The 26,547-nt window shown below is 70.7% G+C and carries 19 protein-coding genes; 7 read left to right on the forward strand and 12 right to left on the reverse strand.

Features of this window, described 5'->3' with window-relative positions; all coding sequences use genetic code 11:
* Positions 1 to 214: 214 nt before the first annotated feature.
* Positions 215 to 6,685, reverse strand: a complete 6,471-nt coding sequence (locus tag ABZU43_RS32155) for a carboxypeptidase regulatory-like domain-containing protein (protein WP_355010126.1) — start codon at positions 6,683 to 6,685, stop codon at positions 215 to 217.
* Between the two features lie 340 nt (positions 6,686 to 7,025).
* Between ABZU43_RS32155 and ABZU43_RS32160 the strand changes: the two genes are divergently transcribed.
* From ABZU43_RS32160 to ABZU43_RS32170, 3 genes are all read left to right on the forward strand, one after another.
* Positions 7,026 to 9,176, forward strand: a complete 2,151-nt coding sequence (locus ABZU43_RS32160; RefSeq protein WP_355010127.1) for a M14 family zinc carboxypeptidase — start codon at positions 7,026 to 7,028, stop codon at positions 9,174 to 9,176.
* 144 nt (positions 9,177 to 9,320) lie between these two features.
* Positions 9,321 to 9,515 carry a hypothetical protein gene (locus ABZU43_RS32165; protein ID WP_355010128.1) on the forward strand — a complete coding sequence of 65 codons (195 nt, stop codon included), beginning with the start codon at positions 9,321 to 9,323 and terminating at the stop codon, positions 9,513 to 9,515.
* A gap of 86 nt (positions 9,516 to 9,601) precedes the next feature.
* Positions 9,602 to 10,702, forward strand: coding sequence for an HEXXH motif-containing putative peptide modification protein (locus tag ABZU43_RS32170; protein WP_355010129.1), 1,101 nt, complete (start codon positions 9,602 to 9,604; stop codon positions 10,700 to 10,702).
* A 25-nt stretch (positions 10,703 to 10,727) separates the two neighbouring features.
* On the opposite strand, the gene fxsT is transcribed toward ABZU43_RS32170, so the two are convergent.
* Genes fxsT through ABZU43_RS32185 form a run of 3 tightly spaced genes read right to left on the reverse strand, consistent with a single transcriptional unit; the run spans position 10,728 to position 15,397 of the window.
* The gene (fxsT, locus tag ABZU43_RS32175) at positions 10,728 to 13,937 is read right to left on the reverse strand and encodes an FxSxx-COOH system tetratricopeptide repeat protein (RefSeq protein ID WP_355010130.1); all 3,210 of its coding nucleotides are present in this window, start codon (positions 13,935 to 13,937) and stop codon (positions 10,728 to 10,730) included.
* The gene (locus tag ABZU43_RS32180; RefSeq protein WP_355010131.1) at positions 13,934 to 14,908 is read right to left on the reverse strand and encodes a trypsin-like peptidase domain-containing protein; all 975 of its coding nucleotides are present in this window, start codon (positions 14,906 to 14,908) and stop codon (positions 13,934 to 13,936) included. The genes fxsT and ABZU43_RS32180 overlap by 4 nt, the downstream gene beginning before the upstream one ends.
* Positions 14,909 to 14,965: 57 nt before the next feature.
* Entirely contained in the window at positions 14,966 to 15,397 is a 432-nt protein-coding gene (locus ABZU43_RS32185) for a CU044_2847 family protein (RefSeq protein WP_355010132.1), read from the reverse strand.
* 70 nt (positions 15,398 to 15,467) lie between these two features.
* Between ABZU43_RS32185 and ABZU43_RS32190 the strand changes: the two genes are divergently transcribed.
* The gene (locus ABZU43_RS32190; RefSeq protein ID WP_355010133.1) at positions 15,468 to 16,232 is read left to right on the forward strand and encodes a class I SAM-dependent methyltransferase; all 765 of its coding nucleotides are present in this window, start codon (positions 15,468 to 15,470) and stop codon (positions 16,230 to 16,232) included.
* 172 nt (positions 16,233 to 16,404) lie between these two features.
* Here the strand turns inward: ABZU43_RS32190 and ABZU43_RS32195 are convergent, their stop codons facing one another.
* Positions 16,405 to 16,950 (reverse strand): hypothetical protein, encoded by a 546-nt coding sequence (locus tag ABZU43_RS32195; RefSeq protein WP_355010134.1) that lies wholly within the window; start codon positions 16,948 to 16,950, stop codon positions 16,405 to 16,407.
* Between the two features lie 139 nt (positions 16,951 to 17,089).
* Here ABZU43_RS32195 and ABZU43_RS32200 point away from each other — a divergent pair, with 139 nt between their 5' ends.
* Positions 17,090 to 17,431 carry a hypothetical protein gene (locus ABZU43_RS32200; protein ID WP_355010135.1) on the forward strand — a complete coding sequence of 114 codons (342 nt, stop codon included), beginning with the start codon at positions 17,090 to 17,092 and terminating at the stop codon, positions 17,429 to 17,431.
* Between the two features lie 11 nt (positions 17,432 to 17,442).
* On the opposite strand, the gene ABZU43_RS32205 is transcribed toward ABZU43_RS32200, so the two are convergent.
* The 4 genes from ABZU43_RS32205 to ABZU43_RS32220 all read right to left on the reverse strand — a co-directional run bounded on the left by ABZU43_RS32205 (position 17,443) and on the right by ABZU43_RS32220 (position 20,609).
* Entirely contained in the window at positions 17,443 to 17,910 is a 468-nt protein-coding gene (locus ABZU43_RS32205) for a ribose-5-phosphate isomerase (RefSeq protein ID WP_355010136.1), read from the reverse strand.
* A gap of 87 nt (positions 17,911 to 17,997) precedes the next feature.
* The gene (locus ABZU43_RS32210; protein ID WP_355010137.1) at positions 17,998 to 19,197 is read right to left on the reverse strand and encodes a DUF1015 family protein; all 1,200 of its coding nucleotides are present in this window, start codon (positions 19,195 to 19,197) and stop codon (positions 17,998 to 18,000) included.
* Between the two features lie 89 nt (positions 19,198 to 19,286).
* Entirely contained in the window at positions 19,287 to 19,802 is a 516-nt protein-coding gene (locus tag ABZU43_RS32215; RefSeq protein ID WP_355010138.1) for a hypothetical protein, read from the reverse strand.
* A gap of 180 nt (positions 19,803 to 19,982) precedes the next feature.
* The gene (locus ABZU43_RS32220; RefSeq protein WP_355010139.1) at positions 19,983 to 20,609 is read right to left on the reverse strand and encodes a DsbA family protein; all 627 of its coding nucleotides are present in this window, start codon (positions 20,607 to 20,609) and stop codon (positions 19,983 to 19,985) included.
* 221 nt (positions 20,610 to 20,830) lie between these two features.
* Between ABZU43_RS32220 and pepN the strand changes: the two genes are divergently transcribed.
* Together pepN and ABZU43_RS32230 are read left to right on the forward strand one after the other, a co-directional pair.
* On the forward strand, positions 20,831 to 23,380 hold the full coding sequence (gene pepN / locus ABZU43_RS32225) for an aminopeptidase N (protein WP_355010140.1): 2,550 nt from the start codon (positions 20,831 to 20,833) through the stop codon (positions 23,378 to 23,380).
* Positions 23,381 to 23,463: 83 nt separating this feature from the next.
* Entirely contained in the window at positions 23,464 to 24,027 is a 564-nt protein-coding gene (locus tag ABZU43_RS32230) for a Uma2 family endonuclease (protein ID WP_355010141.1), read from the forward strand.
* Positions 24,028 to 24,091: 64 nt separating this feature from the next.
* Here ABZU43_RS32230 and ABZU43_RS32235 read toward each other — a convergent pair whose 3' ends face one another.
* From ABZU43_RS32235 to ABZU43_RS32245, 3 genes are all read right to left on the reverse strand, one after another.
* The gene (locus ABZU43_RS32235; RefSeq protein WP_355010142.1) at positions 24,092 to 24,499 is read right to left on the reverse strand and encodes a DUF5130 family protein; all 408 of its coding nucleotides are present in this window, start codon (positions 24,497 to 24,499) and stop codon (positions 24,092 to 24,094) included.
* A complete protein-coding gene (locus ABZU43_RS32240) occupies positions 24,486 to 24,782 on the reverse strand; it encodes a hypothetical protein (RefSeq protein WP_196930456.1) in 297 nt (98 codons plus the stop codon). The genes ABZU43_RS32235 and ABZU43_RS32240 overlap by 14 nt, the downstream gene beginning before the upstream one ends.
* 75 nt (positions 24,783 to 24,857) lie before the next feature.
* Positions 24,858 to 26,321: an amidase gene (locus ABZU43_RS32245; RefSeq protein WP_355010143.1), complete on the reverse strand. Its 1,464-nt coding sequence runs from the start codon at positions 26,319 to 26,321 to the stop codon at positions 24,858 to 24,860.
* Positions 26,322 to 26,547 lie beyond the last annotated feature (226 nt).

Below are 26,547 nucleotides of genomic sequence, written 5' to 3' on the forward strand. Positions count from 1 at the left end.
AGGACGCCCGCCACGAGGGTCGCCGCGAGGGCCGCCGCGACCGTCGCCCGCCGACGAAGGCGTGCACCCCGTCGCTGGCTAGTTACTTTCATTGATTGCAGTGGGCGGGCTAACGACACCAGATTCCTCCGGAAGGTCGAATGATCAAAAACAGTGAGGGCCGTAGGAGGTGCCGTCCCCTGCGAGACGACACCTCCGTCGTTACCGCGAACGCTTACGAGGTTGGCGGGTTGAAGCGCAGCCCCAGACCCGGCCGGAGGACCGGCTGGCGGTAGGCGTACTGGATCGCGCTGGTGCCACTGGCGTTCTCGATGCCGATGGTGGCGGCGCCACCGCGTTCGAGGAACGTGCCGTCGTTGTCGGTGTAGGCGAAGCTGTAGCCGCCGGCCTCGTCGAGGATCACCTGGAAGGTCACCCGGGTGAGCGGGTCCTCGAACGAGTGCACGTTGCGCCACTCGATGACGAACTGTCGGCTTCCGGTGCTGCCCCGCACCCCCGTGCGGACGCTGGCGTTGCTGTCGACCACCCAGTCGTGCCAGAACGGGTAGAGGGCCGCGTTGGGTTCCTCGGGGCTGTCCGGCGACGGGATGGGCCAGGCGTCCGGTGAGGTCTCGCCGGGGTCGACGAAGCTGACCAGACCGTTGCTGTCCACCCAGCCGGTGTTGTACGTCTGCCCGTAGAGGTTCACCGGGAAGGGCAGGGCCACCGACGCGTACGCGTCGTCCCCGGTCACCGGCAGCACCGTGGTGTTGACGGGGGTGTACGGGACCGGCTGCTCGACCAGCGTGTAACCGCCGCCGGTCGGAGTGGCGGCCAGCGCGTAGTCGGCGCTCACCTGCGTGTTCGTGCCGACCACCACCTGCCGAACGTCGGAGCCCTTGCACGTGCCGCTCGGCACGGTGCTGATCACCGCCCAGGAGCCGGCGGGTACGGCGTCGACACGGTAGGTGCCGTCGGCGGCGGTGGTGGCCGTCTTGTCGGCGACCGCGATGCTCGCCCCGGCCACCGGCGTGCCCTGGCAGGTGACGGTGCCGGCGACGCTGCCCTGGCCGGGCGGGTTGGGCTTGAACGTCACGCCCTGACCGCTGGCCAGCCAGTTCTCCCGGTGCAGGTACTGGAAGCCCATCGAACCGTCGGCGTTCTCGATACCCACTGTGGCCTCGCCACCGCGCTCGACCGGCTTCGTCGGGTCGATGTCGGCGTACGCGAGGGTGATGTCACCGCCCTCGGCGAAGATGACTTCGAAGGTCGCCCGGGTGTTGGTGTCGCCATAGGCGTGGACGTTGCGCCACTCCACCACCCACTGCCGGTTGGGCGCGCTGCCACTGATCTTCGTCGCGATCCGAGCCTGCGAGTCCACCACCCAGTCGTCCCAGTGGACGTAGACGGTCGCGTTGGGCGAGCCCTCGGCGGCCGGCGAGGGAAGGGTGCCGGGGATGGACCCGATCCAGCCGAAGTACGCCGGGTCCTTGAAGCTGATCAGGCCGTTGGCGCTGATCCACGCCGACGTGTACGACTCGCCGTAGAGCTTCACCGGGAACGGCGGGTTCTTCTGCCACACCGTCTCGTCGCCGCTCCATCCCTCGGTCACGTCACCGGGCACGAACGTCTGTGCGCCGGTGGTGCACTTGTAGCCGAACTCGTCGCCGTCGACCATGACCGACAGGTCGACGTCCGAGGTCCCACCGGGGTGGTTGACGACCTCCTTGGCGTACTGCCCCGCGCACCGGTTGTCACCGGTCGAGGCGGCCAGGGCGTACTCGCCCACCGGCACGGTGTTGAACTGGTAGCTGCCGTCCGCGCCGGTCGTGGCGCTCCGGTTGCCCGGGTTCAGGGTGACGGTGGCGCCGGCGACCGGGTTACCGGTAACGGCCGTGGTCAACACACCCGTGACCGTGCCCGCGGGCGCCGGGGTGTAGGTGATCGAGCTGTTGGCGGTCAGCACCGCCTCCTGGAAGGAGTACAGCGCGGCCACCGACCCGGAGGCGTTCTCCAAGCCGACGGTGGCGCCGGCACCCTGCTGCACCGGTGTCGTCATCGCGCCGTAGTGGAACGCGATCCGCCCGTCCTCGTGGAAGATCACCTCGAAGGTCAGCCGCTCGGCGTTCGTCGGGCGGAACCCGACGTTGCGCCACTCGATGACGTAGGACCGGTTCGGGGCCGTGCCGAGCGTCTGCGTGCGGACGCTGGCCGACGCGTCCACCTCGAAGTCGTCCCAGAACGGGGCCACCACCGCGTTCGGGGCCGTCGCCGTCGGCATCGTCGGGTTCGCCCACGTGTCCGGTTCACCCGACGCGCTGCCGAAGCTGACCAGACCGTTGGTGTGTACCCGCCCGGTGGAGTAGGTCTGCCCGTGGAACTGCACCGGGAACGGCAGCGCCACCGACGTGGTGGCGTCGTCGCCGGTCAGGGCGAGCACCGTGGACGCCGCGACGTAGCCGGACGTACCGGTGGCGCAGGCGTACCCGAGACCGCCGTAGTCCGGACCGAGCTGCAGGTTGCGCACAGTGTTGGCGGAGAGTTCCACCTGGCTGCGCACCGCGACACCGCACCGGCCGGCGAGCTTGGCCGAGACGCTGTAACTGTCGGCGACCAGAGCGGTGAAGCTGTACGCCCCGCCGGTGCCGGTGGTGGCGGTCAGCCCGCTCGGATCAAGGGTGACAGTGGCACCGACGACCGGGGTGCCGGCCGCGTTGGTCAGCACGCCGGAGAGGTTGTAGGTCTCCAACCCGCCGGCGACATCCGGGCGGACGAAGGTGATCGCCTGAGTGTTCGCCAGTACCGGATCGCCGATGGAGTAGGACAGGCCATCCTCGCCGGCCGCGGCCTCGATGCCGACGATCGCGTTGTCACCCTTCTCGGCGGCGTTGTCCAACCCGTCGTAGTTGGTGGTCACCGTGCCGTCCGGCGCGAGGATCGCCTCGAACGACAACCGCTGCGTCGTGTCGCCCTTGCGGTGCACGTTGCGCCACTCGACGACGAACCGCTGCGCGGTGCCGGTGCCGGTGGTCGCCGTCCGCACGCTGGCGGAGCTGTCCACCACGAGGTCGTCCCAGAAGGGCGCGACCAGGGCGTTCGGGTCCGCCGGTGCGGGCAACTGCCCATTACCGGTGTACGGGTGTGAGCCACCCGGGTCGGTGAACGACAGCACACCGTTGGTGTCCACCCAGGCGCTGCGGTACGCACCGCCGTAGAACGGGAAGGCGAACGGCAGCTGCACCGTCGCGACAGCGTCGTCACCGGTCAGCGGCAGCACTGTCGACGCCGCGGTGAAGGCACTGGTCTGCTCGCTGCAGGTGTGACCCAGGTCGTCACTGAGCGCGATGAGGAAGAGATCCAGGTTGAGGCCCTGGCCGTCGATGTCGATCGCCTGGCTGAAGGCTGAGCCACATCGGCCGCCGAAGGTGACCGTGACCGTGTAGGAACCGGGTGGGAAGTTGCTCAGCGCATAGCTGCCGTCCGCACCCGAGGTGGCCTGGTACCCGCCGGGTTGCAGCCGAACGACCGCCCCGGCCTGGGGAAGCCAGTTCGGGTCGTACACGGTGCCGGCCAGGCTCGACGAGGGCGCGACGGCGAACTCGCCCTGGTTCATCCCGCTGGTCCGGTTACCGTCGTCCACCGCGACCGCGTACACCGGCCGCTTGCCGGTGGTGCTGCCCACCGCGACGGTGACCGTCGCGGTGCCACCCACCGACGTGGCATTCACAGTGGTGCCCAGACCGGTGCCGTCGACGCTGTACTTGAACTTCGTGACGTTCGTGTCGCCACCAGCGTCGAACCGCACGGTGAGTTGGCCGCCGGCGGTCACCTGGGACCCGTTCGGGAAGGTGATCTTCGGCTGCAACGGAACGGCAAGCTTCGCCAGGTTCGTCGACGTCTCCACGAAGTTGTAGAACCTCACATCGTCGACAGTGCCCGAGAAGAAGCCGTCGATGGCACCGTCCCACCTGCGCTTGCCGACGGAGAAGTCGCCGGTCGCATTGAACCCACCGGTCAGCGTCGCCGTCGCCGTCTGCGCCACACCGTTGACGTACAGGGTCAGCTTCTTGGTCGCCGCGTCATAGGTCGCCGCCAGATGCGTCCACTTGCCCGCGACCGGCACAGCGTTGGATTCCACGCTGTACATCGTGGAGTTGTCGGCGTCGGCGGAGACCATGGCAAAACGCCATCGCTGATTGCCGAGGACGTACCCGAGTTGGAAGGCGGCCCTACGGGACCCGTTCGCGCTCACGACGGTCTGCGCGCCGGCGCCGCTGGTCAACGAGTCCAGCTTCACCCAGGCGGCGACGCTCAGGTCGGCGTCCGTTCGCACCGGGGTGGAGACGAGCGTGTCCGGGTGCGGGAAGTTGAGAGTGCCCGACTTGGCTGCGGCACCGCTGCCCGTCAGCCTCATTGCCGTGCCGACCCCGGCCCGGCCGGCGACACGGGTGACCCCCGAGCTGAGGCTCAGCGTGTTGCCGTGGCCGGAGGCGTCGACAGCGCTGGTGCCGCTGGCCTCCTCGAACTTCCACTCGCCTGCCGGCCCGGAGCCGGCACGGACGCTGAAGGTGTAGGTCACCGGCGACGAGAATCGACCCGCGTGGTCCTTCGACCAGACGTAGAGCACGTTGACCCCGTCGTGCAGGGGGGTGACCGTGATGGAGGCGCCGTAGTCCGTCGTCGTCCGGGCCGGCACCGTCGCCGCAGCGGTCAGCACGCCGGAGTCCAGGCTGTACGCGTACTCCTTGACCTCGTAGGGACGGGTGGTCGGCGCGGTGATGGTGAAGGCACCGGCCAGGCCGACGCCGCCCTTCGGGACGCCGTTGTTGGTGTAGGTGGTCGAGGCAACGCTCGCCGGCGGCGGTGGCGGCGTCGCGTCCACGGTGAACTCGCAGGTGCCGGACCAGGCGCTGTAGTGGCTGCCGTCCCAGGTCCGGGACTGCCACACGTAACTCACGCCGTCGGTCAACCTGCCGGAGGGGATGGTCTGCGACACGGCCGACGGGTTACCCGAGGCCTGGTTCACCTTGTTGGTCTCGTTGCGCGCGCCACCGACCGGCCACCAGTAGAAGGCGGTGGTGAGCGACTGCTGGGCGCTGTCCGGGTCGGAGTGTTTCGCGGAGAGCACCGGCGTGGTGGTCAACACGTACGGCCGGGCCGTGCCCGTGGCACATGCCTTGCCGTCCGACTTCCGGTCCGAGGGCGCGTTCGGGTCGGTGTTGTAGGTGATCGCCAACTTCGGTGAGGAGTGGTTGAACCGCTTCCACTGGTTCTTGGTGCCCTCGTCGATCGCGCGCAGGCCGAGGGTCACGTTGGACCACTTGCTCGCGGCCGCCTTCTCCACGATCGATTTGACGTTGAACTCGATCGTTCCCGTGCCGAGGCAGCCGTGCGCGGAGCCGTACTTGCGGTTGCCGACGGCCTGCGCGGTGTAGGCGCTGTACCAGGTGGGCTGGTTGTTCCAGGTCGTGCCGGACGAAATGGCGCCGGTCATCCACAACTTCGCGTTGGATTTCGGGCTGCACGTCCACGACCACCGCTGCTCCACCCGGAACTGCGCGCTGAGGATGTGCTTACCGGCAACCCCGGAGGTGTTCATCCGGAACAGCGACCGGATGATGTGATCGGCACAGCCCGAGCAGTCCTCCGTGCGCCCTGCGCCCGCCGACCCCACCGTCTTGCCGTTACTCAACGCGGACGAGTTCTGCCAGAACGAGCTCGACTTGTACTTGCTCCACACCGAGGTCCACGCGTTGCTCGCGATACCGCCGGTCCACGACGGATCAATGTAGATGGGTAGCTTCGTCCGCTGGTCGGCCAGCATCGCCTTGTCGGGGATGAGTGTCAGTGCGTCGGCGTCGACCCGGACCGGCATCACGGCCCGGCGGGCCGCCTCCGGCACCGAATCCCGGTCGGGCGCCACCTCGGCGGCCCGAGCTGACCCGGACGCGGCCTCGGCCTCGGCCTTGGTAGCCGGCTTGCGCTGCGGCTCCGCGGAGCGCTCGCCCTTCTTGTCCTTCTCGGCTGCCCCGCCCGCCATGTCCTCCGGCGCCGAGGAGTCCCACATCAGCGGCGCCGGCGCGGCGAAGACAGTGCCGCCCTTGCTGTCCCGAGCGGCGAGCCCACCGCCGGAGGCGGCACCGACCGAGACGCCCTTGGCCTGCAAGCCGAATCGCAGGGAGGCCAGCTTCGGGTTCGCCGCCGCCGCCCGGGACCGAACCACCAGGACCTCCGAGAAGCCGAGAGGCTGCGCGGTGACCTGAAGGTCCACGTCCGGAAGGACGTCGCGGTACGTCGCCGTGGATCCCTCGATCACGGGCGCGGGAAGCTTCCCGGGCCAGGAGACGGCGAGTTCGCGCGACCCGTCACGCAGCCGCGCGAAGGCACCATCGCCGCCCTTGCTGTTGAAGACCATCGGCAGGATGGTCGCCTTCGGCACCACGCCCTCGGGAGTCACCTTCAGCGTCGTGTCCACCGGGACCCAGGATTGGCCCTTGCGCACGCGCGTCGGCTCGATGGTCTGCTCCAACGTCTCGGAGCCGTCGACGTTGAGGAACGTCTGCGACCACTCCGTACGCTTCGAGAGGTTCTCCACACGCCGCCCGCAGACCGTCAGCATCCGCCGTGCGGCGTTCGCGTCGGGCTGTTCATCGGCGCAGGAGCCGATCGGTGGCTGCGCCGCCGAGGCGGCGGTGGCCGGCGCCACGAGCAGCGAGCCGACAACAGCCGCGGCCAGGGCGACTGCGATCGAACGTCGGGGAGTCGCCGAACGACTCCGCGTAGAGCGCGCAGGCAAAAGCCAACCAGGCATCAGCAACCCCCGTGATCAAGCCCGGATAGTGGGCCGAACACTAGGGATCGAGAGACAGCACTGTAAAGAGCGGTCACAACTTGCGAGAACAAGCAGGACATCTGACCTAATTGGCTGACCGCGCTCACGTTCGGTCACCCCCGCCGCAGGGCGAGGCACCACGCCATCTTGACAGGTGTCGATCTGTGCACTGGTGTAAGGACCAGACACATCGACGTCCGTCACAGGAGGGCACATGATCGTCCGACGACGGTGGACAGCTGCCGCCACCACAGTGATCCTGTTCAGCGCAGTGTTGTCCCATCCGGCTTCCGGCGCGGCGGCACCCGCCACCCCGGCCGCCCCGATCTCCCTGAGCGCCACCGAAACCGCGGTGGTCCGAGTTCAGCTCCGCGATCAGGCCCAGCTGGACCGGCTCGTCGCCACCGGCGCGGACCTGGCCAACCGGCCCCGGACGCGGGACGGCCGGATCATCGCCGACCTGGTGCTCAGCGGCACGCAGCTCGGCGAACTGACCGCGCAGGGCGCGACGGCCGTGCAGGTCGTGCAGCGCGCCGGGGACGGCAACCGGCACTACACCGACAGCGTCCGCGCGGCCCAGGCCCGCACCGCCGCCGGGCTGCGCGCTCCGGCTGCGGGTCAGCGGTCCACCGCCAGCGCCACTGCCGTGGACACCCTCCAGGTGCAGCAGGCGTACTGGTGGACCACGACCGGACAGACCTTCCTGCAGGCCCAGGTGGCCACCACCGCCACCGACGACCCGGACGTGGAGATCACCGTCAGTTGGCGTACGGCGGACGGCGCCACCGGCTCGTTCCCGCTGTACCGGTTCGAGGACTCCGGCGAGTACCAGTACCACTACGCGCTTCCCCAGCCGGTGCCGAGCCGGCCGGTTCAGCTGAGCGCCACCTCCAGCCTCGGTGGGGTCAGCAGGGCGATCACCCCGACGCTCTGGCCGAATGCCTCTCCGCCGCCGCTGCCGGCCGGTTACCAGAAGGACTTCATCGACGCGTACCTGACGCCGGTGGACATCCAGGCGCGGATCAAGCGGCTGGCCCGCCAGTACCGGGACCTGGTGGACGTGGTCGAACTCCCGAACAAGACCCAGGGATACCGACGCAACGCGGCCGGCTACCTGGGCGACCCGGCGGTGGCCGCCCTGGTCGTCGAGTCGGTCCGCTTCGGCGACCAGAACATGAACGGCGTACAGGTGCGGACTGTCGACCCGGGCCGGGCGAACCGCCCACTGACCGTCGGCTACCGCGACCGCGTCCTCACCGTGTCGCTGGCCACCGACACCGCCGGCAAGACGGTGAGCACCACCGACGAGGTCGCGGCGGCGATCAACGCCCGTCAACCGGACCGGTTCCGGGCCACCGTCGAGGACGGCTCGGCGGGGCTGCCGATGCCCGTCGCCGGCCCCACCCGACTCGACGACGGCCTCCAGGGCACCGAGGTGCCGGCACGGCCGTGGACGGTGCAGGCGCTGCGCCTCGGCGTACATCGGGACGGCTCCCGGGTCGGGGTGCTCGCGTACTCCCAGGAACACGCCCGGGAGTGGGCCACCCCGCTGGTGACGCTGGAGTTCGCCGAGCGGATGCTGGCCAACGCCCGGACCGACCCGGCCACCCGTGAGCTGCTGGAGCAGGTCGACATCTTCGTCATCCCGGTGGTCAACCCGGACGGGGCGAACTACTCGTTCAACGACTACAACTTCCAGCGCAAGAACCTGGTCAACCACTGCGAGGGATCGGCACGGGACCCGAAGTACCGCACCTCGTGGGGCGTCGACGTCAACCGCAACTACACCGTCGGGTCGTACTTCGACGGCTACGTGGGGGCCAGCGCGAACTGCCTCTCCGGCAACTACGCCGGCACGTCGGAGCTGTCCGAGGCGGAGAGCGGCAACGTCATCGCGCTCGCCCAGGACCACCCGAACATCAAGTTCGCGATGAACGTGCACTCCTACGGCGGGTACTTCATGTGGCCGCCGGGGGCGTACCGGGCCGACGGCAGGGTCACCCTGCCCCGACCGTCGATCGACGAGTCGACGTTGTTCCTCAACAGCGCCCGGCGGATCGTCGGCGCCATCGCCCAGGAGCGCGGCACCGTCACCTGGCCGTCGCAGACCGGACCGGTCGCCGACGTGCTCTACTCCGCCGCCGGCAACTCGGCCGACCAGCTCTACTACGAGCTGGGCATCTTCGCCTGGGACTTCGAGGTCGGCAACGACCTGTGGAACCCGGCGACCAACCAGTGGGAGGGCGTCGGCTTCCAGCCGCCGTTCGACGAGGCGCACGGCGAATCCCAGGAGTACGCCCACGGGCTGGTGGAGATGGTCCGGGTGGCCCGCGACTACGCCGCTGCCGAGGCGGCCGCCGGCTGACCCGCGGGTCCCGTACCGCCGCCGGCATCGGCCGGCGGCGGTACGGCCCATGACGCGACCCGCGGTGACGGACGGTAAGCCGATGGTGATCACAGACGTTGACGTGTTTTCATGTCAGCACGCCTGCGCCGACCCGGGACATCGATGACTGAGCAACCCGCACCTGATCACCTCGTTGTGGTCGACGTGTTGACGCAGGGTCTGAGCCACCTGCTACGCGACGAGGATCCGGAACTGGCCCGATGGATCGAGGAACTGGTCGCGACACTGAAGAGTCCCCGGCAGGCGACGCTGACCGGCTGGAACAGCTTCCTCGACCCCGGCGCCGACTCCAGCTGACCCGCTCGGAGTTCACCCGCCTGGCCGACGGTGGGGCTGGCCCGGCTGCCGTCCGCGCTCTGCGGCGCGCGCAACGCAACCGAACGATGCTCGTTCTCAAGAGCCTCGCCGACACCGACGACGCCTTGGCGGCGTCGGCGCACCTGCTCGGCCACGCCCACCGCCTAGACCCCGCCGCCGCGAACGTGTTGCTCGACCATCCGTGGCTGGCCGTCTGGGCGATCGATCGGGTCCGGCACGGTGCCACCGGCCGACCCGACTACCTTCCGTTCGCGGCGCTCGCGGCAGCCGCCCTCAGCGGACTGTCGGACGCGGCGGTGCAGGTCACGCCGCGTGCGGGCCTGGTGCCGGTGCCGGGCCTCGGGGTGCTGCGTCGACACGGTGGCAGCACGACGGTGACGCCGGCCCACCTGAACGGGCGCCGGTGGACGCCCACCCGCTGGTGGCGCTTCACCGACCATTCGGTCACCCTCGACCTCCGCGTCGACGACCTGGACCCCTACCGCGACTGCTTCGGGCTGCCGGTCGCCGCCCGGCTCTCCGCGGCGCAGGCCGCGGAGCTGGAACGGTCCGTCGGGCACGCCTGGCACCTGCTCGTCGGGTACGCCCCGACGCACGCCGCCGAGGTGGCCGCCGGGATCAGCACCTTCGTACCGTTGGCCGACGGCACCGAGCGTGGGCACAGTGTCACGCACGCCGACGCCTTCGGGGCGTTGGCCGCCGACGCCAACCTCGACCCGGTGGATCTGGCCGTGACGATGGTGCACGAGCTGCAACACAGCAAACTCAACGCTGTCCTCGGTCTGGTCCGGCTGCACGAACCCGCCGACCCGGAGCGGTACTTCGCGCCCTGGCGTCCTGACCCGCGTCCGATCGGCGGGCTGCTGCACGGCACCTACGCGTTCACCGCCGTCGCCGAGGTGTGGGCCGCGCTGCGCGCCCATCCGGAGCTGGCGGCCCAGGCCACCGCGCGGTTCGCTCTGGTACGCGCGCAGTTGGAGCGCGCCCTGGTCGAACTCGCCCGGGCGGGAAGTCTCACCTCGGCCGGGCGGCTCTGGGCAGATCGCCTGGCCGAACGGATCGGCCGGCTGGCCGCCGTGCCGGTCCCGGCGTCCGCGGACGCCGCCGGGCGGCGGGAGGTGGCGCAGGCCGAGCGCGCCCGCCGACCGACGATCCCCACCGGATGAACGGCCGCCACCGGTGGGTGAGGCGTCAGGTCAGCCCAACGGTCTCGATGTCGCACTCGATGCGCCGTTGACCGCGCGCGGCGTCCACCTCCGGGTGGTCGGGCCCGAACAACGCCTCCAGCGCCGCGACAGCCTCGTCGAGCAGCTCGCGGCCCCGAGCCTCCTCGCCCACCTCGATCAGGTCGACCGACGCGTTGACCGCACAGTAGAGCGTGTACGGATGCCCCGGACCACGCAGGCGACGTGAATCCTCGAGGATCGCCTCGGAGAGCACCTGCGCCTGCTCCAGCCGGTGTGACCGGACCAGGTTGATCGCCTGCGCGGAGCGCGCGCTCAGCAGGTACGGATGGGTGGGCGGCAACGATTCGCCCATCGCCTGCAAGGTGGCCGCACCCAACTCCCGCGCCTCCCGGTCGAAGTTGCGAGCCCGCAGGATCACCCCGAGATTGACAGCAGCGCAGAGCGTGACCGGGTGGCGCTCCCCGAAGACGGCTCGGAAGGTGGCGTGCCCCTGGGCGGCCAGGGCGTACGCCTGGGTCGCGTCGCCCGCCGCGCGCATGGCGTTGGCACAGGTCATGCCCGCTTCCGCGGCCAGCACGTGATCGGTCCCGAAGCGGCGGGTCACCAGCCGGTAGTTGGCCGCGCCCTCGGCCACGGCGGCGTCGAGCCGCCCGGTCTTGCGCAGGCAGGCGATGTGGATGCAGGTGGCGCGCAGCACGGTGAGGTGCTCCGCGCCCAGCAGCGATCGTTGCACCGGCAGGGAGGTGTCCAGCAGTGCCAGCGCGTCGGCGTACCGGCCCAGGAGGTATAGGTCGCGCGCCTGAGCCTCCTGCGCCAGCACCAGTGAATAGGTGCCGTCCTCCGCGGCCGCACCGGCGTGCCGCGCCACTTCGAGGTTGAGTTCGTACGCCCCTTCGAAGTCACCGCTCAGGCGAAGGTTGATCGCCATCGAGTTCATCACCCGCAGCGTGCTCGGATGCCCGTCGCCGAGCACCCGGCGGTGCACGTCGAGGTTGCGCCCGTCCAGGTCGGCCGCCGCCGCGAAGTCGCCGAGGCGCCGCAGGTCCGCGCCGACGCTGTTCGCCGCGCCCAGTGTGTACTCGTGTTCCTCACCAAGGCTCGTCCGCATCCGTTCCAGCGCTTCGAGGCCGAACGTGGCCGCGCGCGGGTCGGCGAGCAGCCGCAGGGCGTCCGCGTACCGTCGCATCGCCAGCAGGGTCAGCGGATCGCCGCTGCGCTGGCCGTCCGGACCGGGCTGGTCCCAGGCGGCCAGGATCTCCTCCGCGAAGTCCCGACAGCCTTCGAAGTCACCCAGGTTGTAGATGTAGCGCAGCTGGTCCATCGCCGTCCGGCGGGCGTCGATGTCACCGTGGATCAGACCGGCGACACGGACGTGTGGCGCGATGTCGGCATGGCGGGGCCAGGTGCTCCGGTCGTCGGGGAAGCCCGGGTTGGCGGCGGCGAGCAGCCGGCGGGCGTTCGTCAGCGGGCTGTCGTCGCCCTGCTCGGCGAGCCCCTCCCGGATGACCGCCTGCACCAGTCGGTGCACCTGTACGTGCCGGCTGGCATTGTCCGCCTTGGCGAGCCCGAGCGACGCCAGTTGCCGGATGGCCCGGGCTATGTCGTTGCGCTCCTGGAGGCTCGTGCGCAGCGGTTCGTCCAACCCGGCGCGGCGCCCCTCCCAGAGCAGGCGCATCGGAACCGGGTCGGGGCTGAGGAAGGCGAGCAGCTGGATCAGCTGCGCGGCGGCCGGGTTCTGCTCGCGTACCGCGGCGAGCGCCATCGACACCACGGTCAGCACGGTGCCCCGGTACTGCCGGGGTTGCCCCTCGCCCAGCAGCTCCCGAGCGTGTTCCTTGAGGTCGACGAGGTATTCGTCGACCGACGACAGCATGGTGAGCAGCCAACTGACGGCTTGTTCCAGGGCGAGTGGCAGGTCGCCGAGCTCGGCGGCGAGCCGGCGGGCGTCGTCGGGGCTGGTCGCGGGACGCCGCTTGAGCAGCAGTTCCACGCTCTCGGCTCGGGTGAACACGTCGATGTCCAGGGTCAGGGCGCTCGCCGACCAGGCCATGTTCCGTGACGTGACGAGGACGTGGCCGCGTTCGCCGACGAGGTTCGACGAGGGCATGAGCGGAGCCAGTTCGTGCGGGTCGTCGGCGTTGTCGTAGACCAGCAGCCAACTGAGCGAACTCGTCGACAGCGAGTCGAGGACCGTCCGCACGGTCTGCTCCAGGCTGGCGCTCGCGGCCAGGCCGAGCCGCTCGCCGAGGGCCGCGATCGAGGTACGCAGCGCAGTGAGATCCTCCGCGGCCATCCACCAGATCAGCTGGTAACGGTCCGCGTACCGGTAGGCGAACTCGACAGCCAGCTGGGTCTTGCCGACCCCACCGACACCGCGCAGCGCCGCTTCCGGCAGCACCGAGGCCCGGTGCTGTGACGACAGCAGCTCGTCGAGCGCGACGAGCTGCTTCTCCCGGCCGGTGAAGTACAGGTTGCGCGGTGGGACGCCGCCCCGGATGAGAGTTCGGGATCGCTGGGGCGTCGTCTCCTCGATGATGATCGTCCTGCGCATGTCGGATTCAGGTTCCTCTCCACCGGCCTCGGCCGGTGCCGCCTGGTGCGGGGATCGTAGCGACGTCCAGTGCGTCTTCGCAGCCACGCGCAGATCGTCGAGGTCGGTGGTGCTGAGCCGAAGTACCGCCGCCGCCTCCCGCAACCACTGCTCGAGCGGCTTGCTGTCCGACTCGATGCCGGCGAGGACCAGGCCCGCCAGCGCCACGACGGCCGGGACCTGCCAGTCACCCACCGGTTGCCAGCCGACGGCCTCCACCAGGTCGGGCAGGTCCTCCGCTGACAGCGGATGATCCGCGACTGCCGTGACTGCCGCGACGGCCCCGGTCAGCACCTCGGGCGGGACGTCCGCGAGCAACTGCGCGAGGAGCCAGGAGAGGTAGATCTGCTGGGCAGAGGTGACAGCGCTGGCGCCCGGATGGAAGTTGGCGATGACCTGCAACAGCATCGACACGCCTCGGGGCTCCTGGGCGCAGGCGCGCACGATGCGGTAGACGTCGTACCGGACCTCGGAGTGCCGGGGCACCGACAGTCGCTTGCGCAGCTCCCCCTCGACCTCGTCGAGGTAGAGCGAACGGGTGTTCCCGTCATTGATCGAACTCATCGAGAGCAGTGCGTCGCAGATGGCCTGCACCTGGGCGCTCGGCATCCGGGGCGTCGTCACCGATTGTCCTCCGTACCCGTCAGCAGACCGAGGCTCTCGGCAAGGTCGCGGAAGGCCCGCAGTGGCGTACTCGCCGGCCCTTCCGTCAACAGCAGGACGCGATAGAGAGCCGCGATCCCGTCCTCGTATTCTAAGCCCGTCCGAATCAGGCCGAACATGTCGAGACCCAACGGCCCGAATGGTCTCACCATCCGACCGATGTGCGGCGGCAGCGACTGAATGACCAATTGACGGCTGTCGGGGTGCCGGAGTATTGGGATTTCCTCCAGCAGTCGGGCCAGCGCCATCTTCTGCGCGAATGAGAGCGACGCGGGCGCCGGTCGGGGCGTCGCACGGGCGTCGGCTGCCAGCGGGCCGGGCGGTAACAGGGCAGGCGGCAACAGGCCGGGCGGCAGCAGGGCGCGCCACTGCCCGACGGGCGACATCCAGCCGACCAGCTGCTGGCCGACGCTCGCGCGGGCCAGCACCATGCCCACCACGGCGCCATCCGGCGCGTACACCCCGGAACCGCTGAACCCCCTGTCGATTCCGGCCGTGGCAGGGGAAAGTCGGTCGAGTTGACGCCATCCGGTGCCGACGTCGACCGGACCGACGGCCCGCGCCAGCACCATGACGGACGCCGGGGTGTTGGCCGGAAAGCCCACGATCCGCACGTCGAACTCGTCGTCGCCACGATCGGCCAGGGTGGCGGGGGCGGACGGCAGCGGTGTGGTGCAGCGCAGGACCGCCAGGTCGCCGTCGCCGGCCGGGCCGACGCCCCGGGACCAGGTCACCTCGGCGGCGACCCGGGTGCCGGGGTGGCTCGGTGTGTCGACGAGCACCCCGGGCGGGCCGGTCCCGGTGCCGTCATCGATGACATGCCAGCAGGTCAGCACCAGGTCAGTGGTCAACTGGATGCCCGCGCCGACGACCGACGAGGAGTGGCCACCGAGTATCCGCACCCGGCCGGCGAGCGACCGGGTGCCGGTCATCCGTGCTCCGCCAACCGCTCGGCCGGGGCGGCCGGCGGGCGGAGGCCGACGTTGTGCTCAGTCATGGGCGGCGTTCTCCTGCGCGTCGGCCCCGTCCTCATCCGGCGACGGCAGTGCGGGGACGGGCGAGGTCCAGATCAGCTTGACCTTGAGGTGGCCCTGTGCGCTGGTGCGAGCGACGACGGCACCAGCCTCCGCGGTGAGGGTGACGCCGATCTCGACCTCCACCTGATCGGGGCGCACCGCCACCCCGCGGACCACGCCCAGCGCCGCGTCGAGCGCGGGTTTGATGTGGGCCAGTGCCGTTTCCAGCGTCTCCCGGGCGGGGCGGATCCGGTCGAGCAGACCGACCCGTTCCAGATCGGTGCCAGCGTGTTCCTCGACGAGGAGAACGCCCTGATCAGTTTCGAAACGAAGGAGATCCGCCACGTGACAAATTCTCACCGAAAGATCGTTCGGAATTGGTGTCAGATCACTGACAGGAGTCATTGCATGCACCCTGCGCCGACACGGGACACATCCGCTTGCCATCACCACTGCCGCCTGTCAGCCTGACGCAATGCAGGACACGGCGACCTTCCAGGATCTGCTCCGAGAAGGCGTCGACGCGTCCGTGGACGGTTGGGACTTCTCCTGGTTCGACGGCCGCGCGACAGAACAGCGGCCGTCCTGGGGATATCTGAAACTCATGACAGCCCAGATGAGGGTTGCCCGCGCCGCGCTGGACATCCAGACCGGCGGCGGCGAGGTGCTCTCCGAGGTGCCGGCATTCCCCCCGTTGACAGTGGCCACCGAACACTGGCCGCCCAACCTCCGGCTGGCTCGACGCGCGCTCGAACCGCGCGGCGTACGGGTGGTCGACGTTGCCGAGAATGCTCCGTTCCCGTTTCCCGACGAGACGTTCGACCTGGTGGTGAGCCGGCATCCCAACGTCGTGCTCTGGGACGAGATCGCACGGGTGCTCACCCCCGGCGGGCGGTACCTGGCCCAGCAGATCGGCCCCGGGTCCAACCGGGAACTGGCCCAGTTCCTCACCGGTCCCCGCGAGATCAGTGACGAACGCAGCCCGGCCCGCGCCGCCGCCGACGCGCGAGCCGCCGGCCTGGTCATCGACGAGCTGCGGCACGAGGCGCTGCCGACCACCTTCAACGACGTGGCAGCGGTGGTGCACTTCCTCCGCAAAGTCATCTGGACGGTGCCGGACTTCACCGTGGACCGCTACCGGGCCCGGCTCGCCGATCTGCACGACCACATCCGTCGCCACGGGCCGTTCGTGGCCCACGCCCAGCGCATCCTGGTCCGGGCGCACAAGCCCCAGCGCTGAGACGAACGGCTCCACGACATCGGGATCACGCAAGCCCACGAAGGAGTACCGGTCGGAGCGGCCGGCCACGGATGAACAGCGGCCGGCCGGGTAAGCAGCGACCTTGCCTGGTGGGGAGACGACCGGGTGCACGGGTGGGCGGTCCTGGACCGGCCCACCCGTGCACGCCCGGTCAGTTCGAGGAAATCCAGTTCCAGGCCGAGACGACCCACTCGGTCTGCTGGAGCCATGCCACCCCGAGGCCGACGAGGAACACCGCCGTCGCCAGGTGCGCACCTCTGGCGCTGCGCCGGACCCGGCCCAGCTGCCGCTCCAGCACCACCCGGCCGACCAGCCGGAACAGGGCGAACAGGCCGGCCGCCACCAGCAGGCTCAGCACCAGCACCAACAGCGGGCCGCTCAGGTCACCCTGGCCGGACAGCGCCCAGATCCCCCAACACACGAACGCGAAGAGGCCTGCCCCAGAGCTCCACTCACCGCCGCGCCGCAGCTGCGCCATCCGCGAGCTGAGCGAGCGGCGGGGCACCGGTCCACCGGGCCAACCGGTGCCGGTCGGCTCCTGCTCGACCACCGGGAACGGCTCCGTACGCGGGGTGCGTCGCTCGCCCACCGGAGCGACACCCCGGCGGAACCCGTCACGCTGCGGCGGCACCCCGACGCCGGCCTGCGGTGGCACCTCCACGGTCCGCTCCGCCCACGGCTGCGTCTGGTCTGCCATCTCGTCCTCCCCCTGACCGACGGCAACAGCACCGCCTTGATTCGAGGGTAGCCAGCCGGTAAATCGGTCGCCGACCCCGGCCGGGGCGCACGGCCCCACGACAGTGCCGGATCCAACCGGGCCAGGGTACGGTCGGCTGATGGGTGACCCCGACCGACGACGGCGACGGCTGCGCCACCACGCCGACTCCGAAACGGCCAGACCGGGTGCGGACGGCCCGACGGTCAGCACGCCGGGCGTGCACGACGGTGACGAGCCGCCGCCGCGACGCAGGAGCACGGGCGGCGACGAGCGCGACGGCGAGCGAGGGCTGCGCGGGTTGGTCGGTTCCGGCTCGTCCCAGGTGGGACTCAGCGCCGCGCTACGGGCCCGGGACGCGGCCCGCCCCACCGACGACGACCTGGCCGAGGCGGAAGCCCGGGTGGTGGTCGTCCGGCGAAACTGGGTGCCCCGCGAGGAGCTGCCCCGCTCGCCGCGCTGAGCGCCGCACGGTCAGGGCAGGTCGGGCAGCTTCCGGGTCCGCTCGTACTCGGCCACCTGGGTGATCCGACGAGCGTGCCGCTCGTTGCCGGAGAACGGCGTGTTCAGGAACGCCTCGACGATGGCGGTCGCCTCGTCCAGCGTGTGCTGGCGGGCACCGATGGCGACCACGTTGGCGTCGTTGTGCTGGCGGGCCAGCTGAGCCGTCTCGACGCTCCAGGCCAGCGCGGCGCGGACGCCGGCGACCTTGTTCGCGGCGATCTGCTCACCGTTGCCGGAGCCACCGATGACCACTCCGAGGCCCGTCTCGTCGGCCACCACCTGGTCGCCCGTGTGCAGGCAGAACGTGGGGTAGTCGTCGTCGGGGTCGTAGCTGTGCGGACCGACGTCGATCACGTCGTAGCCCTGCATGGCCAGGTGGCTGGCCAGGTGCACCTTCAACTCGAAACCGGCGTGATCGGATCCCAGGTAGACGCGCATACCGGGCAGTCTGTCAGGCCGCGCTCGGGGACGTCACACGGGCGGCGTCCCCGAGCCGGGTTCGTCACACGGTCGTGGGGATGACGCTCAACGCGGCAGCTCGGCGACGACCAGGCCGCCGCGCGCCTTCGGGGTGAACCAGGTGCTCTTGCGGGGCATCTTCTCCCTGGCCAGGTTGACAGCGACGAAATCCGCCACTGTCACCGGCGCGATCAGGATGGCCAACTCGGCCCGGCCGGCGTCGACCTCACCGGTGAGCCAGCTCGCCGGGTAGTCGCCCCCGACGTAGGTGATTCGCTTGTCGCCCGGGTCCAGACCGAGCGCGTCGCGCAGCACCAGCCGCTCGACCAGAGCGTGGTCCAGGTTTTCCAGGCTCGCGGAGGCGGTGGCGGGCAGGCGTACCGCGTACCCCTGGCCGTCGAGGCGGAGGTGCACGGTGCCGCCGGCCGCCGGGACCTCGACCGGGCCGTCGATCGGCTCGACAGCGGCGCCCGCGGCCCGCAGCCGGTCGAGCAGCTCGGCCGGGGTGGTGGTCAGCTCGCTGACCAGCCGGTTGTACGGCTGGATGGCCACCGACGCGGGGGTGGTGACCACGGCCAGGAAGCGCGGCAGCCCACCGGTCTGGGCGGCCAGGCTGCGGTGGTTGCCGTCCGCGACGACCAGGTCCCCGCCACCGGCGAGAGCCGTGAGCGTGGCCTGCTCCGGGCCGGGGCCGAGCAGCCAGATAGCGTGCGTGCGCCCCGCCTGGTCGGTGTCCGTCGCGGCGGGCGCGCCGGCCGCGTCGGTCGCCGCCGCGAGCGCGGCGTGCAGTTCGTCGCCACGACCGGTCTGGAGCAGGAGTACGGGTGAGAGCAGGTGCCCCAGCGCGTCGGCCAGCGCCACCCGCTCGCGCACCTTGGCGATGAAGACGTCCTCGTTGCGGATGACCAGGCCCGGCTCGTCTGCCCGGGTGGAGATCTGGTCGGTGTCCACCATCGCGAACAGCCCGTACGCCGGCTCCTCGCCGGGCGCGCTGATCCGGTAGAGCACCACCACCTGCTCGGCGGGGGTGTAACTGCCGTCGGCCTTGGCCTCGGCGAGGCGGGCCACCGCGTCCGGCAGCGCGTCGAGGAACGACTTGCCCAGGCTCTGCGGGGCGCGATGCGGCATTTCGATGCCGAGAGCGCTGTGCGGGTTCGACCCGATGATCGCGGTGATCTCCGCGTCGTCGGCGAACTCGTCGTAGTTTTGCGCGCCGGTGCCGCCAGTGGTGACCCAGGCCCGGGTGATCGGATGCACGACCGTCATGCCCACTGACGCTACCGGCGACGGTGTCGCCGCCGACGGGGACCCGCGGAGCGTCCACCAGATGAAAGCGCCCGGACGGGCCCGGCTGGTCAGCCGGCGCGGTCGGAGGTGCCCCGGCGGTGCCTACCCGCGCTCACCGGCCCGCCGTTGCCACGCCGACCCGTCCCGATCGGCCCGCTGTTCAGGGCGCGGCGGGGCGACGCGGGCGGCCCCGGCACGGGACGGTCGGGAGGAGGCGTGGGAACGGGCCGAGGGTTCAGCGGCGGCGTCGGCACCGGGCGCGGAGGAGCCGGTGCCGGCGGCGGAGGAGCCGGTTCGGCCGGTGCCGCCCCCGACGGCACCAGCGCCGGCGCACTGGTCGGCACCGCGTCGACGGACGACGGCAGTGGGTCTACCGCCCTGGGCGGGGTGAGCCGGGAGGTCACCGGGACCCGCGCCACGCCCACCACGATGGGCGGCGCGAGGAGATCCACCAGGTGGGCGGGCAGGTCCGGGCGGACCGCCGGCCAGCGGGAGTCGTCAACGGACCAGTAATCCGCGCCGGGAGTCTCGATCACCCCCTGCCGGGTCAGCTGATCGTCACCGGACGCACGGTGCTTGGCCATCGGGATTTGCCTCCACGAGCTGCGGCGTGCGGCCCTTCGGGTCGCTGCGGCGGACACCGAGGGAAACGACGCCCCCCGCCTCCCGGTGACGCCACGACCCACCGCCGACCTCGGCGGCGGACGAGAAAGCCCCCGTCCGCGCGACTGACGAAGCACGGACGGGGGCGCGGTGGTCGTCGCTCAGTCGAAGATCGGGCTCTGCTCGCGGGTGCGCTTGAGCTCGTAGAAGCCCGGGGTGCCGGCGACCAGCAGCACGCCGTCCCACAGCCGGCCGGCGGCCTCCCCCTTCGGAGCCGGGGTGATCACCGGGCCGAAGAACGCGACCGGGGAGCCGTCCGGGCCGGGCGCGTGCACGACCGGAGTGCCCACGTCCTGCCCGACCGGGCGCATGCCCGCCTCGTGGCTGGCCCGCAGCGCCTCGTCGTAGTCGGTGCTGTCGGCGGCCGCGGCCAGCGCCGGGTCGAGGCCGGCCTCGGTGAGCGCGGCCACGTACAGCTCCGGACCCCGCTCCTGCTTCTGCAGGTGGATCCGGGTGCCGAGCGCGGTGTAGAGCGGGCGCAGCACGTCGTTGCCGTGCAGCTGCTCGGCGGCGATGCAGACCCGCACCGGGCCCCACGCGGTCTTCAGGAACTCCTTGTACTCCTCGGGCAGCTCGTCCCGGCCGTCGTTGAGCACGGCCAGACTCATCACGTGGAAGCGGATGTCCACATCCCGGATCTGCTCGACCTCGAGCAGCCAGCGAGAGGTGATCCAGGCCCACGGGCAGGCCGGGTCGAACCACATGTCGGCGGTGACACGTTCGGTCACTGTGAGATCCCTTCGCGACGGGTGGCGCCGACAGGTCGGCGTCTCAGGAGAATCTTCACCCCGCAGCGCATCGACCGGCACCCGAATGAGAGCGTGACCTCGGCCACCGCGGGCTGCCCGTACATGGAAGACTCGAATCGGGCCAGCCGTCACGAGCGGTAGGCGAACGGGCGCCGCCGGGCGTACGGCGACATGTGGGATGGAGACGAACAGTGCCGGGAGTGCGCAACCTGACGCAGGTCGAGGCGACCGAGCGGGCACGCCTGCTCAACGTGACGGGGTATGACATCAGTCTGGACCTGTCCAGCGCCGTGCTGGCGGCCGACGGCCGCACGTTCTCCTCGACGACCGAGGTCCGGTTCCGCTGCTCCGAACCGGGCGCGAGCACCTTCATCGAGCTGGCCGCCGAGTCGGTGCGGTCCGCGACGCTGAACGGCACGCCCGTCGACCTCTCCGACTGGTCCGCCGAGAAGGGCCTGACCCTGTCCGGGTTGGACAGCGACAACGTCCTGGTGGTCGACGCCGACTTCGGTTACTCGAACAGCGGTCAGGGTCTGCACCGGACTGTCGACCCGGTGGACGGCGAGACGTACCTCTACAGCCAGTTCGAGACGGCCGACGCGCAGCGGGTGTACGCCTGCTTCGACCAGCCCGACCTGAAGAGCGTCTACACCTGGCACGTCACAGTGCCGGCGCACTGGCGGGCGGTCTCCAACATGCCGGTGCAGCGGGAGGAGCCGGCGGGTGAGGCGCTCAAGACGCTGCACTTCACCGAGTCGCCCCGGATGAGCACCTACATCACCGCGATGTGCGCCGGGCCGTACCACGAGGTGCGCGACACGCACGACGGCATCGACCTGGGGGTTTTCTGCCGGGCGTCGATGGCCCAGTACCTGGACTCCGACGACCTGTTCCTGATCACCAAGCAGGGCTTCGACTTCTTCCACGAGAAGTTCGACGTGCGCTACCCGCTGCCGAAGTACGACCAGCTCTGGGTGCCCGACTTCAACGCCGGCGCGATGGAGAATTTCGGCTGCGTGACGCACGCCGAGTCGCACTACCTGTTCCGCTCGCAGGTCACCGACTTCGAGTACGAGCAGCGGGCCAACACGATCCTGCACGAACTGGCCCACATGTGGTTCGGTGACCTGGTCACCATGCGCTGGTGGAACGACCTGTGGCTGAACGAGTCGTTCGCCGAGTGGGCCAGCCACTGGTGCAACACGAACGCGACCCGGTTCAGCGAGGCGTGGACGACCTTCCTGTCCATCCGGAAGAACTGGGGCTACCGGCAGGACCAGCTCTCCTCCACCCACCCGGTCTACACCGAGATGCCGGACATGGAGGCCGTCGAGGTCAACTTCGACGGCATCACCTACGCCAAGGGCGCGAGCGTGCTCAAGCAGCTCGTCGCGTACGTGGGTGAGGAGCCGTTCGTGGCCGGGCTGCGGGCCTACTTCGGCAAGCACGCCTGGGGCAACGCCACCTTCGACGACCTGCTCACCGAGCTGGAGACCGCATCCGGGCGGGAGCTGCGCAAGTTCGCCGCGCAGTGGTTGGAGACCGCGCAGGTCAACACGCTGCGTCCGGAGGTGACCATCGGGGCCGACGGCACATACGAGCAGGTGCTGGTGCGGCAGGAGGCCCCGGCGGCGTACCCGACGCTGCGGACCCACCGGATCGGTGTGGGCCTGTACGACCTGGCCGACGGGCGGTTGGTCCGTCGAGAGCGGTACGAGGTGGACGTGAGCGGCGAGCACACGGATCTCGCCGCGCTGCGTGGCGTCCGGGCCGCCGACGTGTTGCTGCTCAACGACGACGACCTCAGCTACACCAAGCTGCGCCTCGACGAGCGCTCGATGGCGACAGTGGTGCAGCACATCGGTGGCTTCGACTCGTCGCTGGCCCGCGCGCTCTGCTGGACCGCCGCGTGGGACATGATCCGCGACGCCGAGCTGTCCGCCCGCGACTACGTGGCGCTGACGCTGAGCGGGCTGCCCGCGGAGACCGACATCAACCTGGTCACCGCCACCCTGCGGCAGGCGACCACCGCGCTCACCCTGTACGCCGACCCGGCCTGGGCGCCGACCGGCTGGGCCGACCTGGCCCGTACCGCCCGCGACGCACTCGCTGCCGCCGAGCCCGGCAGCGGGTTCCAGTTGGCCTGGGCCCGTGCGTTCACCTCGGCGGTCCGCTCCGAGGAAGACCTGGCCACGCTGCGCGGTTGGCTGGACGGCACCGGCATGCCGGCCGGGCTGACCGTCGACACCGAGCTGCGCTGGTCGGTCCTCGCCGCGCTGGTGGCCAACGGTGCCGCCGGCACCGCCGAGATCGAGGCGGAGCTGAGCAGCGACCGCACGGCCAGCGGCGAGCGGGAAGCCGCGTACGCGCACGCGTTGATGCCGACGGCCGAGAACAAGGCCGCCGTGTGGGCCCTGCTCACCGGCCCGGACGCGCTGCCCAACTGGCGGCACCGGGCGCTGTTGCAGGGGTTCGCTCACCCGGCACAGGTGGAGCTGGTTGCCCCGTACCGGGAGCGGTACTTCGCGGCGGTCGGGCAGGTGTGGGCCACCCGGGACAGCGAGCCGGCGCAGGAGTTCGCCCAGCTGGCGTACCCGACCTATCTGGTGGAGGACGACACGGTCGCGGCCACCGACGCGTGGCTGGCCGGTGACGGGCACCCCTCCCCGCTGCGTCGGCTGGTGGCCGAGGGCCGCGACGGTGTGGTGCGGGCGCTGAAGGCCCGCGCGAAGGACGCCGCGCAGAGCTGATCAGGGAGTACGCGGCCCGTGCCGGCGTGGACGTCAGTCCTCGCCGGCACGGGCCGTTATGGTTGCGAGAGGAGGTGAACGTGATGGCGCAGCCGACCTACCAATGGCAGCCCCCGGAGCGGGGCTGGCGCGAGCAGGACCTGTCCGACCTGCCTGAGGACGGGAACCGCTACGAGATCATCGACGGGAGCCTGCACGCGACGCCACCCCCGGGTTATGGGCATCAGGAGCTGGCCGACGAGCTACGGGCGGCCCTTCGATCGACGGCGCCGGCGGGATGGCGGGTTATCCGGGAAGCGGGGCTCCGGGCGGTCGAAGGCAATCTGATCCCTGATGTCACGGTGCTGAAACCGACAGCCCCACGAGACGGCACCTGGATCGAAGCCGCGGACGTGGCACTCGTTGTCGAGGTGGAGTCACCGGGCAGCCGTCGGCATGACCGGTTCACCAAACCGTCGCTCTACGCGGAGGCCGGCATCCCTGCCTACTGGCGGGTCGAGCGTGGCGACTTCGGCCCCGTCGTGTACCGCTACGAGCTGGTGAAGGGCGTTCACTACAACCTGCTCGGTACGGTCGGTCCGGACGATCCGGTGCAGGTCGACGAGCCGTGGCCGATGCGCCTCGATCCCTCGGCCTGGCCCCGCTGAGACAACCCGGACACACCGAAGCCCGGCCCGCGTTCAGCGGGCCGGGCTTTGTCGTGGGTGTGGGTCAGCCCTTGCCGGCGTGGCTGGCGAGCTGGTCGAGGCCGTTGATGATGCCCCCGGCCAGGTCACCCCCGCTGAACGCGCCGACCATGGAGAGCGCGGCCAGCTTGGCGTACGTGTCGGGGATGCGCTTGCGGGCGTACCGCCCGGTGATGATCTCCAGCTGGCGCTGGTTGGGCGACACGGCGATCAGCACCGACTTGTCGGGCTCGGCGAGCTGACGGTGCAGCCGCTGGGCGTGCTCACGGATCGGCTCGTCGAGACCACCGACGAAGACCGAGAAGACCAGACCGGTGCCCCTGTCGGCCAGGCGCAACGCCTCGTCGATGCGCAGCAGCTGGCGGGTCGAAAACGGCCCGTCGAGCACCTCGGGCGGATTTTCCGACCCGGCCTGCTTTTCACCAACGGTCACTTGCGCCTCCGGTTCCACCGGCCGGCGCCTCGACGCTGGCCTGCTCAAGCTTGTGGCTGGTCAGCGCGGGCGCCTGCGCCCCCGCCGTCAGCGCGGTGCCGGCCGAATCGGCCAGCTGCTCCGGACGGCCCAGGAACCAGACCGGAGTGAAGTCGAAGGGCCGGCCCGGGCGGTAGCGCTTGGCACCACCGCCACCGCCGGTGGCACCACCGTGGCTACCGGCGTACGACAGGCCGGCGATGACCAGCACCGCGGCCAACGGGATGCCGACGAAGACCAGCAACGTCTCGGTAACAGACAATCCCAACGCCCCCAGGCGGAAGAAGGACGACAGTGAAAAACCGGGTCGGATGGACGATCACTCTGCCGACCGCCCGACTCCGTCACCATTCACGTTAGCGGAGTCGACGGCCCGCCAGATTGCGGGGTGCCGATCCCATCCGTCACTGCAGTTCTCCAGTTGCGCAGCGGTAGCAATGAGCCGCGCGTCGTCGCCGTACCGGCCGGTGAGCAGCACCCCGACGGGCAGTCCGTCGGTCGTGGTACCCAGTGGCAGGGAGACGGAGGGATCGCCGGTGACGTTGAAGATGGCGCAGTAGGGCGAGAACCGGCGTTGCCGGTCGAAGTCGGCGGCCGGGTCAGCGTCGGCGGTGAACCAGCCGACGGGTGCCTGCGGGGTGGCCAGGGTGGGACACAGGAGCAGGTCACAACCGGCGGTGCGGCGGGCACCGAGGCGCACCTGCGCCTGCAACTCGCCGAGGGTGGCGGTCAGGGTGCCGGCGGAGAGTTCAGCGCCCCGGGCCCGGAGCAGCCGGGTCAACGGCAGCAGCTCCGCCTCCCGCTGCGGTGGCACCGGGGCGAGCGCCAGCACGTACCAGAGAGTCTCGAACAGCGGCCACACCGCCGGCCCGAGCGGCGGCGGCACCTCGACCACCTCGTGGCCGGCCGCCGTGAGCAGCGCGGCGGCCCGGTCCACGGCGGCCACGCAGTCGGGATGCACAGGTTCTTCGGCGAGCATCGGCGTGGTGAACCGGCCGATCCGCAGCGGGCCGGGCTCGGCCCGGCGCGCGACGGCCAGGTAGCCGCCGGGCGGCGCGGGCGGCGGCAGGTAGGGCTCGCCGGGGACGGGAACGGCCATGACGTCGAGCAGTGCGGCGACGTCGGTGACCGTCCGCCCGAGCGGGCCGGCGATGGGCAGGCCGAACGCGCCGGAGCCGATCGGCCCGCCGGAGACGAGGCCCCGACTGGGCTTGTAGCCGACCAGGCCGCAGAGCGACGCCGGGATGCGCAGCGACCCACCGCCGTCGGATCCCTGTGCGACCGGGACCAGCCCGGCCGCGACCGCCGCCGCCGAGCCGCCGCTGGAACCGCCCGCCGTGTACGCCAGCTGCCACGGGTTGCGGGCCGGCGGCGCGACCCGGCCCTCGGAGTAGAGCGAACAGCCCAGCTCGGAGGTGGTCGTCTTGCCCAGGCTGACCAGACCGGCGGCCTTGATGAAGCGGACCACGTCGGCGTCGACAGGCGGGACGAAGTCGACGAAGGCGGCCGAACCGAAGGTGGTGCGGACCCCGGCGGTGAGCGTCAGGTCCTTGATCGCGGTCGGCACGCCGTGCAGTGGGCCGCGCTCCTCGTGAGGCGCCGCGTCGGCGGCGCGCGCGGCCTGCCGGGCGAGGTCCGGTGTGACGGTGACGAACGCGCCCACGGTGTCGCCGAGCGCCGCGACCCGGCGCAGGGAATGCTCGACCAGGTCGACGCTGGACAGCTCGCCGCGGGTGATCGCGGCGGCCTGTTCCAAGGCGGTCAGGTCGTGCGGCTCGGCCATTACGCCATCCTGCCGGCAGTCGGCCCTTCGCGCAGCCGACACGCGCCGGAGACCGGAAACGGACCAACCGGATGCCCACCGCACGCTTGACGTGTCGAGCCGCAGATCTTGGACAGTTTCCGTCACGCTCGAACTGTCGTGTCCCGAGACATGTGTCAAGGGGAAGTCCCGATAGATGTGTCATGTGTTGTTGATCAGGCTGCTCGGGTGAGGGTGGTGTAGGTCC

The organism is Micromonospora sp. NPDC005205 (assembly GCF_040608275.1).
In the GTDB taxonomy this organism is placed as follows: domain Bacteria; phylum Actinomycetota; class Actinomycetes; order Mycobacteriales; family Micromonosporaceae; genus Micromonospora.

Excerpts from the sequence above, each read along its gene's own strand:
- ABZU43_RS32160 (WP_355010127.1), top strand. The coding sequence starts at position 7,026 with ATGATCGTCCGACGACGGTGGACAGCTGCCGCCACCACAGTGATCCTG.
- ABZU43_RS32165 (WP_355010128.1), top strand. The coding sequence starts at position 9,321 with ATGACTGAGCAACCCGCACCTGATCACCTCGTTGTGGTCGACGTGTTG.
- ABZU43_RS32170 (WP_355010129.1), top strand. The coding sequence starts at position 9,602 with ATGCTCGTTCTCAAGAGCCTCGCCGACACCGACGACGCCTTGGCGGCG.
- ABZU43_RS32180 (WP_355010131.1), bottom strand. The coding sequence starts at position 14,908 with ATGACCGGCACCCGGTCGCTCGCCGGCCGGGTGCGGATACTCGGTGGC.
- ABZU43_RS32185 (WP_355010132.1), bottom strand. The coding sequence starts at position 15,397 with ATGACTCCTGTCAGTGATCTGACACCAATTCCGAACGATCTTTCGGTG.
- ABZU43_RS32190 (WP_355010133.1), top strand. The coding sequence starts at position 15,468 with ATGCAGGACACGGCGACCTTCCAGGATCTGCTCCGAGAAGGCGTCGAC.
- ABZU43_RS32195 (WP_355010134.1), bottom strand. The coding sequence starts at position 16,950 with ATGGCAGACCAGACGCAGCCGTGGGCGGAGCGGACCGTGGAGGTGCCA.
- ABZU43_RS32200 (WP_355010135.1), top strand. The coding sequence starts at position 17,090 with ATGGGTGACCCCGACCGACGACGGCGACGGCTGCGCCACCACGCCGAC.
- ABZU43_RS32205 (WP_355010136.1), bottom strand. The coding sequence starts at position 17,910 with ATGCGCGTCTACCTGGGATCCGATCACGCCGGTTTCGAGTTGAAGGTG.
- ABZU43_RS32210 (WP_355010137.1), bottom strand. The coding sequence starts at position 19,197 with ATGACGGTCGTGCATCCGATCACCCGGGCCTGGGTCACCACTGGCGGC.
- ABZU43_RS32215 (WP_355010138.1), bottom strand. The coding sequence starts at position 19,802 with ATGGCCAAGCACCGTGCGTCCGGTGACGATCAGCTGACCCGGCAGGGG.
- ABZU43_RS32230 (WP_355010141.1), top strand. The coding sequence starts at position 23,464 with ATGGCGCAGCCGACCTACCAATGGCAGCCCCCGGAGCGGGGCTGGCGC.
- ABZU43_RS32245 (WP_355010143.1), bottom strand. The coding sequence starts at position 26,321 with ATGGCCGAGCCGCACGACCTGACCGCCTTGGAACAGGCCGCCGCGATC.